Annotated in this window: 15 protein-coding genes; 6 read left to right on the forward strand and 9 right to left on the reverse strand. The window is 67.9% G+C overall.

The features are described from left to right. The first annotated feature begins 139 nt into the window (after positions 1-139). The 4 genes from PIJ50_RS10395 to PIJ50_RS10410 all read left to right on the forward strand — a co-directional run bounded on the left by PIJ50_RS10395 (position 140) and on the right by PIJ50_RS10410 (position 3728). The gene (locus PIJ50_RS10395; RefSeq protein ID WP_271975039.1) at positions 140-886 is read left to right on the forward strand and encodes a transglycosylase SLT domain-containing protein; all 747 of its coding nucleotides are present in this window, start codon (positions 140-142) and stop codon (positions 884-886) included. 74 nt (positions 887-960) lie between these two features. Further along, the gene (locus PIJ50_RS10400; RefSeq protein ID WP_271975041.1) at positions 961-2034 is read left to right on the forward strand and encodes a bifunctional transcriptional activator/DNA repair enzyme AdaA; all 1074 of its coding nucleotides are present in this window, start codon (positions 961-963) and stop codon (positions 2032-2034) included. Positions 2035-2274: 240 nt separating this feature from the next. Continuing rightward, positions 2275-2544 carry a metal-sensing transcriptional repressor gene (locus PIJ50_RS10405; RefSeq protein ID WP_271975043.1) on the forward strand — a complete coding sequence of 90 codons (270 nt, stop codon included), beginning with the start codon at positions 2275-2277 and terminating at the stop codon, positions 2542-2544. Between the two features lie 95 nt (positions 2545-2639). Further along, a complete protein-coding gene (locus PIJ50_RS10410; RefSeq protein ID WP_271975045.1) occupies positions 2640-3728 on the forward strand; it encodes a nickel/cobalt efflux transporter in 1089 nt (362 codons plus the stop codon). Between the two features lie 508 nt (positions 3729-4236). Here the strand turns inward: PIJ50_RS10410 and PIJ50_RS10415 are convergent. The 3 genes from PIJ50_RS10415 to PIJ50_RS10425 form a co-directional block, all read right to left on the reverse strand. Next, on the reverse strand, positions 4237-5172 hold the full coding sequence (locus PIJ50_RS10415) for an NAD(P)-dependent oxidoreductase (RefSeq protein ID WP_271975047.1): 936 nt from the start codon (positions 5170-5172) through the stop codon (positions 4237-4239). A gap of 616 nt (positions 5173-5788) precedes the next feature. Then, complete coding sequence (locus tag PIJ50_RS10420) at positions 5789-6682, reverse strand: SDR family oxidoreductase (RefSeq protein WP_271975049.1); 894 nt, start codon at positions 6680-6682, stop codon at positions 5789-5791. Positions 6683-6769: 87 nt separating this feature from the next. Then, positions 6770-7327, reverse strand: coding sequence for a cupin domain-containing protein (locus PIJ50_RS10425; RefSeq protein ID WP_271975050.1), 558 nt, complete (start codon positions 7325-7327; stop codon positions 6770-6772). Positions 7328-7461: 134 nt separating this feature from the next. Between PIJ50_RS10425 and aptA the strand changes: the two genes are divergently transcribed. Both aptA and PIJ50_RS10435 read left to right on the forward strand, forming a co-directional pair. Continuing rightward, positions 7462-8784, forward strand: coding sequence for an omega-aminotransferase AptA (aptA, locus tag PIJ50_RS10430; RefSeq protein ID WP_271975051.1), 1323 nt, complete (start codon positions 7462-7464; stop codon positions 8782-8784). A gap of 14 nt (positions 8785-8798) precedes the next feature. Next, positions 8799-10298, forward strand: coding sequence for a CoA-acylating methylmalonate-semialdehyde dehydrogenase (locus tag PIJ50_RS10435; protein ID WP_271975053.1), 1500 nt, complete (start codon positions 8799-8801; stop codon positions 10296-10298). A 262-nt stretch (positions 10299-10560) separates the two neighbouring features. On the opposite strand, the gene PIJ50_RS10440 is transcribed toward PIJ50_RS10435, so the two are convergent. The 6 genes from PIJ50_RS10440 to PIJ50_RS10465 are packed head-to-tail and all read right to left on the reverse strand — an operon-like array spanning position 10561 to position 16316. Continuing rightward, positions 10561-11391, reverse strand: a complete 831-nt coding sequence (locus PIJ50_RS10440; RefSeq protein ID WP_271975055.1) for an amidohydrolase family protein — start codon at positions 11389-11391, stop codon at positions 10561-10563. A gap of 4 nt (positions 11392-11395) precedes the next feature. Then, complete coding sequence (locus PIJ50_RS10445; protein ID WP_271975057.1) at positions 11396-11815, reverse strand: RbsD/FucU family protein; 420 nt, start codon at positions 11813-11815, stop codon at positions 11396-11398. 1 nt (position 11816) lies between these two features. After that, the gene (locus PIJ50_RS10450; RefSeq protein WP_271975058.1) at positions 11817-12833 is read right to left on the reverse strand and encodes an aldo/keto reductase; all 1017 of its coding nucleotides are present in this window, start codon (positions 12831-12833) and stop codon (positions 11817-11819) included. 11 nt (positions 12834-12844) lie between these two features. After that, complete coding sequence (locus PIJ50_RS10455; RefSeq protein WP_271975059.1) at positions 12845-13828, reverse strand: ABC transporter permease; 984 nt, start codon at positions 13826-13828, stop codon at positions 12845-12847. Continuing rightward, positions 13825-14799 carry an ABC transporter permease gene (locus tag PIJ50_RS10460; protein ID WP_271975060.1) on the reverse strand — a complete coding sequence of 325 codons (975 nt, stop codon included), beginning with the start codon at positions 14797-14799 and terminating at the stop codon, positions 13825-13827. Before PIJ50_RS10460 ends, PIJ50_RS10455 begins: the two co-directional genes overlap by 4 nt. Continuing rightward, on the reverse strand, positions 14796-16316 hold the full coding sequence (locus PIJ50_RS10465; protein ID WP_271975061.1) for a sugar ABC transporter ATP-binding protein: 1521 nt from the start codon (positions 16314-16316) through the stop codon (positions 14796-14798). Before PIJ50_RS10465 ends, PIJ50_RS10460 begins: the two co-directional genes overlap by 4 nt. Between the last annotated feature and the right edge of the window lie 30 nt (positions 16317-16346).

Raw genomic sequence — 16346 nt, forward strand, 5'->3', positions numbered from 1 at the left:
ACTTTTGGCTCTGCCCCTTACCGCGAAGTGCCCCCGCCGCTCCCTCGCCAGGTCGTCTCTCCGTCACAAAGGCGCGGTAAGGGTAAACGAATGATGTCCGCCGGCGTGCAGCCCGGCGCAGGAACGCGTGGAGGCGGCGATGAATGTGGGTGAAGCGGGCGCGGGCTGGCAGTCCTTCATGGTGGATCGGCAGGCGCGCATGGACGCGGCAAGCGACGACGCGCTGAAGGACCATTTCGCGGCCGAGATCGAGATCGCGAAGCTGAACCTTCAGGCGATGGGTTCGGAAGGCACGGTCGATGCCGTGCCTCCGCCCGCCGAAAACTCACTCGCCGTGCAGGCCGAACAGACGCCCGATCCTGTCGCCCGAACGGATGGCCCGCCGGCCAAGGGCGACTTCCAGCTGACCGGCCCCCTGGCGCAATACACCGACGAGATACGGACCGCCTCGGACGCCACGGGCGTTCCGCCCGAACTGATCGCCGCCGTGATCTGGGACGAATCCAAGGGCATCGCCAGCGCCGGCACCGTGAACGGCGAGAACGGGATGCAGGATTCGGGCCTGATGCAGGTGAACTCCGAAACCTATGCCGCGCTGAAGGAGCAGTTCCCCGACCTTCTGGGCGGCGACGTGATGGGCGTGCAGGACAACATCATGGCCGGGGCGCTCTATCTGTCGCAGCAGCACCAGCAGTTCGGGGACTGGGATCTGGCGCTTCGGGCCTACAATTCCGGCCCGGGCTCGGTGGACCCGTCCGACGCCTCCATCTCCACCACCGGCCTTGGGACCAAGAACTACGTGGAGAAGGTGACCTATTTCGAGGACCTGATCTCGCGCGGGCAGGTTCTTCCCGACGGATATCCCGGCGGGAACGAGATGTACTGAGACCTGCGGGTGAAACCGGAATAGACGCCCGAAATCCGGCGACATGAGGCACAGGGGACGGGTAGAACCTCCTCATGCTGTTCGATCTCCCTGACCACCCGACCCTCTATGCGGCCTTGCTGGCCCGCGACGCCCGCTTCGACGGACAGGCCTTCGTGTGCGTTGCCTCCACCGGCGTGTTCTGCCGGCTGACCTGCCCGGCGCGAAAGCCGAAGGCGGAGAACTGCACCTTCTTCGCCACCATCGGCGAATGCCTCGAAGCAGGCTACCGCGCCTGCAAGCGATGCCACCCGCTGCAGGCCGCAGCGCTGGCCGATCCGACCATCGCCGCCTTGCTTCATGCGCTGGACGAACGGCCCGACCTGCGCTGGTCCGAAGGACATGTCGAACAACTCGGCTACGACCTGTCCACCGTGCGCCGCAGCTTCAAGCGGCAGTTCGGCATGACCTTTCTGGAGATGGCCCGCCAGCGCCGCCTGCGCGAAGGGTTCGAGACGCTGGCCACCGGCGGCAAGGTCATCACGGCCCAGCATGAGGCGAGCTTCGAGTCCGCCAGCGCCTTCCGCGCCGCTTTTGCCCGGCTTCTCGGCTGCGCGCCCGCGGACCTTCGGACGGACCGGCGGCTGCGGGCGACGTGGATTCCCACCCCGCCGGGTGACATGATCGCGGTCAGCAGCCGCAGCCACCTGCACCTGCTGGAGTTCGTGGACCGCAAGGGCCTGCCCGCCGAACTGGCCCGATTGCAGGCGGCGTCGAAGGAGGGGATCGGGATCGGCGCCCTGCCACCCTCGGATCAGGCCGCGGCGGAGCTGGCCGACTACTTCGCCGCCCGCTCGGACCGCTTCCAGACGCCGCTCGCCTTGGCCGGCAGCGCCTTCACCCAGCAGGTCTGGGACGCGCTGCGCGAGATCCCGGCTGGCGAGACGCGCAGCTATTCCGAGATTGCTCGGCAAGTGGGTCGGCCTGCCGCCGTGCGCGCGGTCGCCCGCGCCAACGGTGCCAATCAGATCGCGCTGATGATCCCCTGCCACCGTGTCATCGGCGCGGACGGCTCCCTGACCGGCTATGGCGGCGGCCTCTGGCGCAAGCAGCGCCTGATCGAGATCGAGCGGCAGTTGAAGGCGGTGCGGGGCCCCGTGACGCCGTAGTTTGTCTCTATGGCACAGATCCCTCAGGGTCGGGCCGCAATCCACGTCCAAGCCAAAGACCCGCACCAAGGTGGCCCCGGCCCCGGCAGAACATCGCCATGAGGCCGATCTTCTCCTCGCTTCCCTTCAAGAGCACGCCGCGCCCGGCGTCCCATGTCATGGAATCCACGTCCTCCGGCCCGTTCATCAGGCCCGTCATCAGGATTGTCCCCATCCCCTGCCCCGGGATAGGATCGGGTCATGAGCCATGCACATCACCCCTCCTCGCATCCCGACATCATCAAGCGGCTGAAGCGCGCCGCGGGGCACCTTCAGCACGTGATCGCCATGCTGGAGCAGGACCGCCCCTGTCTTGACACTGCCACGCAGCTTCTGGCGGTGGAGCGGGGCATCATCGCCGCCAAACGCACGCTGATCCACAACCACATGGACCATTGCCTTGGCACGGCCGAGGACGGGGCCGGACCGCACGATCTGGAAGAGATCAAGGCGCTGGCCAAGCTGCTGTGACCCATCCCCCCCGGGGGGATTGCAGCCGGCCCGCCGGATGATGTATCCCCCCACGGGGGATGCTTCCATCCCCGATTCGCATGGTGGACCGGCAGATGACCCCCTTCGACGACCTCATGGCCCAAGGCGCCGCCCGCGCCTGGTTCTTCATCCCGAGCGCGATCCTTCTGGGCGCGCTGCACGGGCTGGAGCCGGGCCATTCCAAGACCATGATGGCCGCCTTCATCGTGGCGATCCGGGGCACCGTGAAGCAGGCGGTCCTGCTGGGCGTCTGCGCCACAATCTCGCACACCGTGGTGGTCTGGGCGATCGCGCTGGCGGGAATGTGGCTTTATCAGGGCATGGACGCCGAGGCGGTGGAGCCGTATTTCCAGCTTCTGTCGGGGGTCATCATTATCGGGCTGGCGCTGTGGATGATCGCGCGGACACGGCGGGACCGCCGGCCGGAGGCCGTGCATGGACATCACCATGACCATCATCATGATGAAAGCCGCATCGTGGACACCGGCCACGGCAAGGTCGAACTCTCGATCTTCGAGGAAGGCCAGCCGCCGCACTGGCGCCTGCGCACGATCAGCGGCCACCCTTGGGCGGCGCGGGACGTCACGGTGGACACGGTGCGCCCGGACGGCACCCATCAGACGTTCCGAATGACGGACCGTGACGGCACTCTGGAATCGGTGGATCCGATCCCCGAGCCGCACACCTTCACGGCCCGCCTAACCCTGTCGCACGGCGATCACGGCCATGGCTACGACCTGTCCTTTCCTGAAGTCGCGGGGCTTCAGCTGGACACCGACGAACCCATGGACGCCCATGCCCGCGCCCATGCCGACGACATTCGCCGCCGCTTTGACGGCCGCCCCGTCACGAACGGGCAGATCGCGATGTTCGGGATCACCGGCGGCCTTCTGCCCTGCCCCGCCGCGATCACGATCCTGCTGATCTGTCTGCAACTGAGGGAGTTTTCGCTGGGCGCGGTGATGGTGCTGTGCTTCTCGCTCGGCCTCGCGCTGACACTGGTGACGGTGGGCGTCGTCGCGTCTCTCGGGTCGCGCAAGGCGCGTGGGCGTTTCCCGTGGCTGGCCAAGATTGCGGGGCGCGCGCCCTATCTGTCGGGCATCGTCATCATTCTGGTGGGGCTCTATGTCGGCTGGCACGGCGTGGCGGGCATCCTCGGCTGAGCTGTCCGGCGGCCGTCCCACGGACGCCAAGGCTTCGCCGCAGCGCGTCCGGCGGAAGTGATTTGCGCGGGGCCTCTCGCGCGGCCAGCACGATCCGGCGGTCCGCGCGGCCCAACCACCACCCGCGCGCAACCCGGTTCAGGCGGACCTGACCAACGTCCCACAAGCTGGCCTCAAGGTCAGGGATCGCTTCCAAGGATGAAGAACGTTGCGGCGTCAGCCCTTGGTGTGCAGGCAGAGATCGGCAGTGACGCGATCGGGAGCGACTGCGCGCCGGGCCCGGTGCGACGGGCCCAACCCACGCTCCGGTCATCTCACGCGTCACCCAGCCATGGCGCCAGCAGGTGCGGCACGGGGAAACCTGTCGACGCCTTGCTGGAAGGTCCTTCCCGGACCAACGGGCGAGCTTTGTCTTGGCGGCTCACCGGGGCAGAGGGGCGGGCGCCCCGGTCGTACGTGAAGGCTGCATCACCTTATGGACTCTCCGACCCGACGGCGTCACGCTGCTTCAGGCAGGGAAGGAAAGCAGGTCCGCATTGACGGTCGTGGCGGGGCGGTGGCCGGCCAGCGCCTCGATCACGTGGGTGGCGGCGCGGTCAGCCACGCGGATCAGCGCGGCCTCGGTCGTGGCGCCCATGTGGGGGGTGAAGACCACGGGCAGATCGCGCAGCGGCCCTTCGGGCGCGCCGTGTTCATAGACGTCCAGCCCCGCCCCGGCCAGCGTGCCCGTAGTCAGGGCGGCGGCCAGAGCCGCCTCGTCCACCAACCCTTCACGCGCGGTGTTGATCAGGATCGCGCCCGGCTTCATCAGCGCGAAGCGTTTGGCGTTCATCATGTGCCGCGTTTCCGCCCGCATGGGGGTGTGGAGCGAGACGAGATCGGCCTCGGCCAACCCCTCCTCCAACCCGACGGAGGCGATGTCGGTCGCGCGCGGCGAATGGACAAGGACGCGCATGTCGAAGGCGCGGTCCAGCATCCGCCCCAGTTCGCGCCCGATGGCGCCCCAGCCGACGATCAGCGCGGTGCGGCCCTGAAGCTCGGTGAAGGTCGCGCTTTCACGAAAGGCGGCGCGACCGGCCCGTTCCGCCGCATCCCCGGCCGCGATGCCCCGTGCCACCGCCAGCGCAAGGCCAAGCGCGAGTTCCGCGACCGACCGCGCGTTCGCGCCCGGCACGTTGCACACCGGAATGCCCCGTGCGCCCGCCGCCGCCTTGTCCACCGCATTGTGCCCCGTCCCGTGGACCGAGATCACGCGCAGCCCCGGCGCTGCCGCGATGGCCGCCGCCGAAAAGCCCGCGTTGCGCGTGATCACGGCGTCACAGGGGCCGGCAAGGGCGGCCACTGTCTCCATGTCAGAGGAAGGGCAGATCACGGGTTCGATCCCGTGGGCGCGCAGCAGGTCCAGACCACGGGCATGGATGGGTTGGACGATCAGACATTTCATCGGCAGGACATTCGTTTAGGATCGATGGGCCATCGTGGCAGATACGGCAGACTGTGCGCAAGAACGCTGCAGGGCATTCGCATGTTGTTGTGCTGGGCGCCGAGCAGGATGTCGACCGGCGGCGGTCAAAGAACCATCCCCGGCAGCCTCCCGCCGGTCGGGCAGGAGGTCGATCCTTCGCGAAAAGCCGCCCCACCCGAACAAGGCCTGCGCGGAGAATGACGAACGGGTTGGCAGGCGGCAGAACTGCGCCGGCGCTTTCACGGCGCGATGGCTTGCTTCATACCGGAAGTAGAGGCAGGTCGCAGGACAGTCTGTAGATCGAGGTTCCAAAATCCGTCGCGCTGTCGGAAAATCTGCGCTGCAGTCGAGCACGGGTCAGCGCATGGACCGCATGCGGGCGCCCGCAAGCCGAACCCCGTCATGACCAGGCAGGCAGGGTCAGTGATAACCTGCCCGAATCCTGACACAGGTGCTGGAGCGGCGATGCCGAACATACCGGGACCGCCAGAGGGCCACGCAGGCGCGGACTCCCCCGCCCGGCTTTGCCAACATGACCACGCCCGGCGCGACTTGCGGACGGGCGAAGAGATCGGCTCCTTCGCCCGCGCCGGTATCAGGCGACGCCGGAACCGCCCGTGGCGCCATACACCTCGCCCGTGATGTAGCTGCCTTCCCGGCTGGCCAGCAGCACGTAGATCGGCGCGATTTCCACCGGCTGGCCCGGACGCCCAAACGGGGTCTGGGAGCCGAAGGATTTCACCGCGTCCTGCGGCTGCCCGCCGGAAGGTTGCAGCGGCGTCCAGAACGGGCCGGGCGCGACAGCATTGGCGCGGATGCCCTTTTCCATCAGCTGCTTTGCCAATGCTTGCGTGTAGGCCACGATGCCGGCCTTCGTGGTCGCATAATCCAGAAGCATGGCGGACGGATCGTAGGCCTGAACGGAAGCGGTCGTCACCACCGCCGCGCCCGCCGGCAGGTGGGGCACCGCCGCCTGCGCGATCCAGTGCATCGCATAAAGGTTCGTCTTCATCGTCCGGTCGAAGTCCCCAGTGGAGAGCTTGCCGATCTCGGTCCGGAACTGCTGGCGGCCGGCGTTGATCACCAGGATGTCGAGGCCGCCGAGATCGGACACCGCCTTTTCCACCATCTGCTGGCACCACGCTTCATTCGTGATGTCGCCCGGCAGCAACACGGCGGTGCGGCCCTCGGCGCGGATCAGGGTGGCGACCTCCTCGGCATCGGCGCTTTCCGCCTCAAGATAGGAAATGGCAACGTCCGCCCCTTCGCGGGCATAAGCGATGGCCACGGCGCGGCCGATGCCGGAATCGCCGCCGGTGATCAGCGCACGGCGCCCCGCCAGCCGGCCCGACCCGCGATAGCTCTCCTCGCCGTGGTCCGGCACCGGGTCCATGGCCGAGACGGAGCCGGGGGAGGATTGTGGCTGTTCCGGGAAGGGCGGCTGGGGATACTGGGTGCGCGGGTCCTGAAGGCGAAGGCGGTCGGTCATGGGTGGCTCCTGCTTGTTTCAAGGACCCAACGGCCGCTGCTGCCGGACGTTCCGGCAGGACGGGTCACACATGATTGAACGGGCCCGTCAGAACGTCGGGGGCGTGCAGGCGCTCACCACCTCGCACATAATCTCGCCGGTGTTGCGGAACCGGTGCGGCGTGGTGCTGGTGAAGTAATAGGCGTCGCCGGGGCCAAGGTCGTGCACCTCGTCCCCCACCGTCACCTCCAGCCGGCCCGCGATGATGACGCCGCACTCCTCGCCTTCATGCGACAGGGCGTGGCGGCCGGAGTCGCGGCCGGGCTCGTAGAATTCGTGCAGCATCTGCAGGGCGCGGTTCGGGCGCTGCGCGGCGATCAGCAGGTACTTGATCCCCGGCGCGCCGATGTTCACGTGATCGCCCCGCCGGAAGACGCGGGCGCTTTCGGGCGCCAGTTCGAAGCTGAAGAAGCTGGCCAGATCCATCGGGATCCCATCCAGGATCTTCTTCAGCACCGACACCGACGGCTGCATCGCCATCGATTCGATCTGCGAGATGGTGCCGCTGCCCACCCCGGTCCTGCGCGCCAGCTCGCGCTGCGACAGACCCTTCGACCGCCGCACCACGCGCAGCCGCATCGCGACCATCGCTTCCACCTCGGCCATGCGCTTCCCCGCTTTTCATCGAAATCACCCTACAGGATTTCGCTGGAAAAACAGCGCGATTTCTGCTGTCACAAATCAGTCTTGTCGGGGAGTCGGACGTGTGCCCAGATGATCCGTCCCCTCCGGAGTTGCAGATGAAAGACGCGACCCTTCCCAACGATCCGTCCAGCTTCTGGATGCCGTTCACCCCGAACCGCGACTTTATGGCGAACCCTCGCCTGATCACGGCGGGCGATGGGATGTACTACACCAGCCAGGACGGTCGGCAGATCCTCGATGCCGCGGCGGGCCTTTGGTGCGTGAACGCCGGCCACAATGCCCGCCGCGTGGTGGAGGCGGTGCAGAAGCAGGTGGCGACGCTGGATTATGCCCCGCATTTCAACTTCGGCACCCCGCAGGCGTTCGAACTGGCCTCCCGCCTTGCCCGCCTGTTCCCGGATGGGCTGGACCACGTGTTCTTCACCAATTCGGGATCGGAGTCGGTGGACACGGCGCTGAAGATCGCGCTGCACTACCACCGGATGCGCGGGGACGCCGCCCGCACCCGCCTGATCGGGCGCGAACGCGGGTATCACGGAACAGGCTTCGGCGGCATCTCGGTCGGCGGGATCGTGAAGAACCGGATGCATTTCGGCTCCATGCTGACCGGCGTCGACCACATGCGCCACACCCATGACCTGTCGCGCAACGCTTTCAGCAAGGGCTGCCCCGAACACGGGGCCGAACTGGCCGACGACCTGATCCGCATCGCCGAACTGCACGATCCCTCCACCATCGCCGCCGTGATCGTGGAGCCGATGGCAGGATCGACCGGCGTGCTGCTGCCGCCCATCGGCTACCTGAAGCGCCTGCGCGAGATTTGCGACCGCTACGGGATCCTTTTGATCTTCGACGAGGTGATCACCGCCTATGGCCGTTTGGGCCGCGCCTCGGCCGCGGAATATTTCGGGGTTACGCCCGACATCATCACGACCGCCAAGGGCCTGACCAACGGCACCATCCCGATGGGCGCGGTGATCGTCAGCGACCGCATCCACGCCTCGGCCATGGACAACGCCGACAGCCCGATCGAGATCTTCCACGGCTACACCTATTCCGCCCATCCCGTGGCGGTGGCGGCGGCCCTCGCCTCCCTCGACACCTATGCCGAGGAGGATCTGTTCGCCCGCGCCGATGGCCTTGCCGCCAAGTGGGAGGAAGCGGTGCACGGTCTGCGCGGGCTGCCCCACGTGAAGGACCTGCGCAACCTCGGCCTTGTCGCGGGGATCGAGCTGGAACCCCGCCCCGGTGCCGCCGGCGCCCGCGGGACGGAGGCAATGAAGACCGCATGGGACCGCGGCCTCATGATCCGCGTTACCGGCGACATCATCGCCCTCTCCCCTCCGCTCATCATCTCGGAGGGCGAGATCGACATGCTGTTCGGCACGCTGGCCGACATCCTGCGCACGCTTCCCTGATCCGGAGACTTCCCATGACCCCTATCACCCCCATCGGCCACTACATCGGCGGGCGCGTCGTTCCCGGGGACGGCCGCACGCAGGACGTGACGAACCCCGCCACGGGCGCGGTCACGGGCCGCGTGGCGCTGGCCACCGCCGCAACGGTGGATCAAGCCGTCGCCGCGGCCCGCACCGCCTTTCCCGCCTGGGCCGACACGCCCCCGATCCGCCGGGCGCGGCTGATGAACGCGTTCCTCGCCCTTGTCCGCCAGCACAAGGACAATCTGGCCCGCGCGATCACCGCCGAACACGGCAAGGTCTTCACCGACGCGCAGGGCGAAGTCGAACGCGGCATCGACATCATCGAGTTCGCCTGCGGCATGCCCCAGCTTCTGAAGGGCGACTACACCGACCAGGTCTCCACGGGCATGGACAACTGGACGCTGCGCCAGCCCCTGGGCGTGGTGGCGGGCATCACGCCCTTCAACTTCCCCGTCATGGTGCCGATGTGGATGTTCCCCGTGGCCATTGCGGCGGGCAACACCTTTGTCCTGAAACCTTCGCCAACGGATCCCTCGGCCTCGCTGATCTATGCCGACCTGATGAAGCAGGCGGGCTTCCCCGACGGCGTCTTCAACGTCGTGCAGGGCGACAAGGTGGCGGTGGACGCGTTGCTGGAGCATCCGGACGTGAAGGCGATCTCCTTCGTCGGGTCCACGCCCATCGCCAACTATATTTACGAAACCGGCGCGCGGCACGGCAAGCGGGTGCAGGCGCTTGGCGGGGCCAAGAACCACATGATGATCATGCCCGACGCCGACATGGAAAAGGCGGCGGATGCGCTGATCGGAGCAGGCTACGGCTCGGCGGGCGAACGCTGCATGGCGATTTCGGTCGCGATCATGGTGGGGGATGCGGGTGACAAACTGATCCCGATCCTGAAGGCGCGCGCCGAGACGCTGAAGATCACCAATGGCGAGGATCTGTCGGCGGAGATGGGCCCCATCGTCACCGCTGCCGCCCGCGACCGCATCCGCGGCTATATCGACGCCGGCGTGGCCGAGGGAGCCGAACTGGTCGTCGACGGGCGCGACTTCTCCGTCCCCGGACACGAGGGCGGCTTCTGGCTGGGCGCCACCCTCTTCGACCGCGTGACCCCCGACATGAAGATCTACCGCGACGAGATCTTCGGCCCGGTCCTGTCCTGCCTGCGCGTCGACACCTTCGCCGAGGGGCTGACGCTGATCAACGACCACGAATTCGGCAACGGCGTCTCGCTTTTCACCCGCGACGGCCATGTGGCGCGGGAGTTCGGGCGGCGGGTGCAGGTGGGCATGGTCGGCATCAACGTCCCGATCCCCGTGCCCATGGCCTGGCACGGCTTCGGCGGCTGGAAGCGCAGCCTGTTTGGCGACATGCATGTTTATGGCGAGGAAGGCGTGCGCTTCTACACCAAGCAGAAGTCGATCATGCAGCGCTGGCCCGAAAGCATCGTGGAGGGTGCCGAGTTCACGATGCCTGTGGCGACGTGATCCTTTCGCCTTGCGCCGCCGGATCTTTCGCTGCTGCTGAACCGCGCTCTTCGGCAGCGGGCGCGCCGCGGCCTTGTCCCGGGGACGCATAAGGGGTTCTGCCGGTCCGTTTCCGTCCTGACGGCATTGTCACCGATGCGGGCGTGCGGATCACGCAGGGCTGTGCGGCGCCCCCTTGCGCACGGGCTTGCAATTTACCCGCCCGGATCCTTGCGGCCCGCCGGACAGCGTCGCCAGCAGGCAGGGCCCGCAGCCAACCGGATCAGCGGCGCCCCAGCCGGTAGAACCGCGCGCCGTTCGCTTCCATGATTGCGGCCATCGCCTCGGCTCCGAAGCGGTAGGCCAGCAGGTCGCGGGCCAGTTGCAGCACCTTTGGATAAGTCGCGGCAAGGGTGCAGACCGGCCAGTCCGACCCGAACACCAGCCGCTCCGGTCCGAACGCGTCAGCCACGATGTCGAAGAAGGGCCGGATGCGGTCCGCGCTCCACTCCTCCCCCGCCTCCGTCACGAGGCCGGAGATCTTGCAGTGCATCCCGGGCACCGCCGCCAGCGCGCGGATGTCGCGCACCCACGCGTCCTCCAGCGGCGCCGTCATGTCGGGCTTGGAGATGTGGTCCACGATCGCGTGCAGCCCCGGCGCGGCGCGCAGGGCCTCGATCATCGCCGGAAGGTGGTGCGGGAAGGTGAGGATGTCGAAGGGAATGCCCCGGCGCGCCACCTCGGCTAGGCTGGTGCGGAACTGCGGATGGCCGATGCGGGCAGGGTCATGCTCCTGCAGCATCGGGCGCAGGCCCACCCATTTCGGCTGCGCCGCGTAATGGTCCAGCCGGGCGGCGAAACAGTCGTCGAACATGTCGATCCAGCCGACCACGCCCGCCACGAAGTCCGTGGTTCGCGCGAGGTCCAGCAGGAAGTCGGTCTCCGCCTCGGTTTCCGCGGCTTGGATCAGGACGGTGCGGGTCACACCGGCGGCGTTCAGCAGGGGCCGAAGATCCTCCGGCCCGAAGTCGCGGTACAGCGCGACCAGATCGGGGGACATCCACCCGTAATCCCCCCGCGCGACGGTCCAGAAATGCTGATGTGCGTCAAGCATGGCCTTACGTCCGCAGGACGCCCTTCTTGAGGATGATGTTCGCGTAAAGCCGCCGTTCGCCCGTGGCGATCACGGCATAGGCCTCCTGCGCCCGATCGTAGAACTCGAAGCGGTCGATCAGGTCCATGCCCACCGGCCGCCCTTCGGAAGTGGCCATCGCGGCCTCGAACGCGTCGTAGATCGGGGGCCGGCCGTCGGGGGCGTCCATGGCAGCGGCGGGCGCGTCCACGAAATCGTCCAGCGGCAGGACGGACAGGACGGCGTCCAGCGTATCGGTGGCGCTGACCGGCAGGCGGATCAGGCGCTGCGCCACGGCGGCGGCGGGGAAGTTGGCGTCGGTGATCACCAGTTCGTCCCCGTGGCCCATGTCCGAAAGGATCGCCAGCAGGTCGCCGGTCAGAAGGGGGTTCACGTTCTTCAGCATCTCATTCTCCCAAGGCTTCATCCAGATCGGCCCAGATCGCGTCGGGCAGATCGGTGTCGAACCATTCGACGTTCTGGCGCAGTTGCGTGGCGGTCTTGGCGCCGATCACCACGGCGGTGACGGCGGGGTAGCGCATGGGGAAGCGGATCGCGGCGGCGGCCAGAGGCACGTCGTATCCGTCGCAGACGGCGCGCAGCGCTTCCACCTTGGCCACAATGGCGGAATCGGCGTCGGCATAATTGAACTTCCGCCGCCCGCCCTTCGGGGCCGCTAGGATGCCCGAGTTGTAGACGCCCGCCACCACCAGCGCCACGCCCCGACGCTCGGCCAGCGGCAGGAAAATGTCCGCCGCGTCCCGGTCCAGAAGCGAATAGCGCCCGGCCAGCATGCAGCAGTCCAGATCCGTCTCCTCCAGCGCGTCGCGGATGGCTTCCCATTCGTTCACGCCCAGACCAAAGCCGCCGATGTCGCCCGCGGCCTTCAGCTCCTGCAACGCGCGGAAGCCGCCGCCCTTCGTCAGTGCGCCCCAGTGGTGGTCGTGCAGGTCGGCATGGGTGACGCGGCCGATGTCGTGGACATAAAGCAGGTCGATCCGCTTCATCCCCAGCCGCTGCTGGCTGTCGTCATAGCTGCGCATCACGCCGTCATAGCTGTAGTCGAAGACCTCGCGGAACGGCAGCCCGTTCCACCAGCCGGGGTCCAGCGGGTTCTTCGGCGGTTCGGGCGGAAGCGTGCGGCCGGCGCGTTCGGTGGTCATCCGGCGGCCAACCTTGGTGGACAGGGTGAAGCCGTCCCGCTCCCTCAGCGTCTGGCCGACAAGGTGTTCGGCGCGGGTCAGGCCATACATCGGCGCCGTGTCGAAGTAGCGGATGCCAAGATCCCAGGCCGTGTCCAGCATCTCCAGCGCCTGCGCGGCGGGGACGTCGGCGTAAAGCCCGCCCAGGGGGGCCGAGCCGACGCCGAGGGCCGTCACCTCCAGCCCCGTGGTGCCGACGGGGCGGCGGGTGGTCGCTTTCATGGGCAGTCCTTTCATGCTTTGCGGCGGGTGCGGGCGAAGACAACAAGGCCGACGCCGATCAGCAGCAGGCTGCCGCGGACGATCTGGCGTTCGCTGTCGGTCCAGCCCAGAAGGGCCGCGCCGTTCAGAAGGCCGATCAGGAAGATCGTGGCCGTCAGGGTGCCGATCACGTTCGGCTTGCCCAGCTTCAGCGCCATCCCGCCCAGCAGCACCGCCGTCAGCCCGTCCAGGAAGTAGGACGCGCCCAGATAGGGCTGCCCCGAGGACAGGTTCGCCGCCAGAAGCACCCCGGCAAGGGAGGAGACGGTGCCTGAGAGCACGAACAGCAGGAACAGCATGCGGTTGACGGGCACCCCCGCCTCCACCACCGCGGCGCGGTTCTGTTCCATGGCATAGATGTAGTGGCCGAAGGTCAGGCGCTCCTGCACGAACCAGCTGGCGGCGTACAGCGCGCCGACGATGACCGCGATCAGCGGCAGCACCCCGATCCGCAGGTCCAGGAGCTGGCCGACAAAGCCCGTCCCCGTCAGCGCGATGGAGGTGCCGAGCCCGATCGCCGCCGCGATGGACGCGGCGAGCGCGCCCGTGGCGATGGTGATCACCAGCGCGGGCAGGCGCAGCACGGCCACCAGCGTCGCGTTCAGCAGGCCGAAGACGATCCCGGCCCCCAGCCCGCCCAGGGCGGCCAGCCCCCAGCCCGCGCCGTTCAGGACCAGCCCCGCCACCACCATGTTGGACAGGGCGGCGACGGACATGAAGCTGACGTCGATCTCTCCCGCCGCGATCAGCCAGGTCAGGCCAAGGAACATCAGCCCGCCGATGGAAGCCGACATCAACATCCCGTGGATGTTGCCCGGCGTGACGAAGGTCGGCCGCAGGATCGCGAAGATCACGAACACGGCCAGGACCAGAAGGAAGAAGGCAAAGCGCATCAGCGCCTCCCGGCTGTTGCGGCCCGCGCGGAGGCGGGGCGTGGCGGTTGTCAGGTCGGTCATACGGGTTCCCCCTTCCGGCGGGGCGCGCCCCGGCGCAGCAGCGCCGACACGCGGGGATCGAAGATGGCGATGGCCGTGATCAGCACCGTGCTGACGATGGCGTCGGAATAGTAGTAGGGGATCGCCAGAAGCGTGAAGCCGTTCAGCATCATCGACATCAGGAGCGTTCCGGCCAGCGTGGCCCCGATCGACGGCCGCCCGAACAGCGCGGCCCCCAGATAGACGGCGGCGAAGGCGGGCATCAGCAGCTGGTTGCCCGCCGTGACATTCGCCGCCCCCGACGACGCGACCAGAAGCGTGATCGCAAGGCAGGCCATGATCCCCGACAGCGCGAAGGCCACCACGATCAGGCGCCGGGTCGGTACGCCGGAAAAGCGGGCGGAGACGGTATTCTGGCCCGTGGCGTAGAAGCCCGCCCCCAAGCGCGAGGCGTGGAGCAGGATCGCCCCCACCAGCGCCGCCCCCATCAGGATCGCGAAGGGCATGTCCAGCCCCGCGATCTTGCGGTCGTTCAGATCCAGAATCCCCGACATGAAGAAGTTCTGCGAAATGGAGGTGCCGTTCGAGTAGAAGTAGGAGAAGCCGATGGCGAGCCCGCCCGTGCCGATGGTCGTCACGATGTCGGGCAGCCCCAGCCGCGCCACGGCGAACCCGTTGACCAGCCCGAAGGCGAGGCCGACGGCCAGCCCGCCGCCAATGGCCACGGGCAGCGGCATCCCCGCCGCGATCAGCCAGCCCAGCGTCATGGCGCCCATGGAGGCGACGCCGGGAAAGCTCAGGTCGAAATGGCGCACGACGATGACGAAGGTCAGCCCAAGCGCCGCCAGACCCTGCACCGACATGTGCCGCATCAGCGACCGCAGGTTGCCGGTGGAGGCGAAGGCCGCCGATTGCGACCAGAAGGCCAGCCCGATCAGCGCCACGAGCGCCGCGAAGGCCAGAAGCCGAAGTGCCAGCGGACGAGAGATCATGCCGCGATCCCCCCCATGATGCCCGCGTGCAGCAGATGGTCGCGGGAGGTGTCACGGGACGCCGATCCGACCGGCGCCCCCTTGTAGAGCGCGAGCGTCCGGTCGGCGACGCCATGAACCTCGTCGCAGTCCGAGGAGATGACGATCACCGCCGCGTCGCGCGCGATCTCGCGCATCAGGGCGTAGATCTTGGTGCGCGCGCCGATGTCGACGCCCACCGTGGGTTCCACGAAGATGTAGGCTTGCGCCTGGCGGTAAAGGCCCTTGGCGATGACCACCTTCTGCTGGTTGCCGCCCGAAAAGCCGCGCAGCGTGCGGTCCAGTCGCATCGGCTGCAGATCCACCTTTTCGGCCAGCGCGCGGGTGTGGCGGCGGTTCGCGCCAAAGCGCAGGAGGCCGCCGAAGGAGGCGCGCCCGAGGTTGGCGACGGTGGTGTTGAAGATCACATTCTCGTCCAGGGTCAGGCCCTCGGTCCGCCGGTCGCCGGGCACGAGGAAGATCCCCGACCGCAGCGCCTGCGCGGGCGACCGCAGGGTGACAGGCTTTCCGTGCAACCTGATCTGCCCACGGTCGGGGCGGAACACGCCGAACAGGGCCTTCGACAGCTCGTCCACGCCCGATCCGACCAGCCCGAAGATGCCCAGGATCTCTCCCTTGCAGGCGGTAAAGGACACGTCGCGGAACATGCCGTCGCAGGACAGGCCGTCCACGGCCAGAACCGGCGCCCCCGCCGGGGTGGTGGCGCGGGGCGGGAAGGCGAGGCCGCCACCCGTGCCCAGCATCAGGTTGGGGATGGAGAGGCCCGTGGCCTGCGCCTCGGCCACCGTATGGCAGGCGACGTTGCGCCCGCCCCGGAACACGGTGAAGCGGTCGGCGATCTCGTAGACCTCCTCCAGCCGGTGGGTAATGTAGATGATGGCGATGCCCGCGGCCTTCAGCATCCGCATCATGGCAAACAGCGACGCCTTTTCCCGTTCCGTCAGGGTGGAGGTGGGTTCATCCAGGATCAGGATGCGGGCGTTTTCCAGCCGCAGGGCGTGCAGTATGGCTACGATCTCGCGGTCCACGGCGGGCATGTCGGCCACGCGGCGCGACAGGTCCACGTCGATGGGGAAGCGCGCCAGAAGCGCTTCGGCGCGGGCCGCAAGATCGCTGCGGTCGATGCGCGCGAACAGGCCTGGGCGGGTCCCTTCATGGCCGAGGTAGATGTTTTCGGCCCCCGACAGATCGCCCACCAGTTCGGGATGCTGCTGCACCACGGCGATGCCCGCCTCGATCGCCGCGCGGGGGGAGCCGAGGTCGAACGCCTCGCCCCCGATCTCGATCCGTCCCTCGTCCTTGGTGTAGACGCCCGACAGGATCTTGATCAGCGTCGATTTCCCGGCCCCGTTCACCCCCAGAAGCGCGTGGATCTCTCCCGCGATCAGGTTGAAGCCGACATTGTCCAGTGCCTTGACGTCCCCGAAGCGCTTCTCGATGCCGCGCATGTCGAGGACCGTGCGGGTGCCTTCAGCCATCCCCCAGCCCCTTTATCCCGTGATGCAGAT

This window comes from Falsirhodobacter sp. 20TX0035 (assembly GCF_028307215.1).
GTDB lineage: Bacteria > Pseudomonadota > Alphaproteobacteria > Rhodobacterales > Rhodobacteraceae > Falsirhodobacter.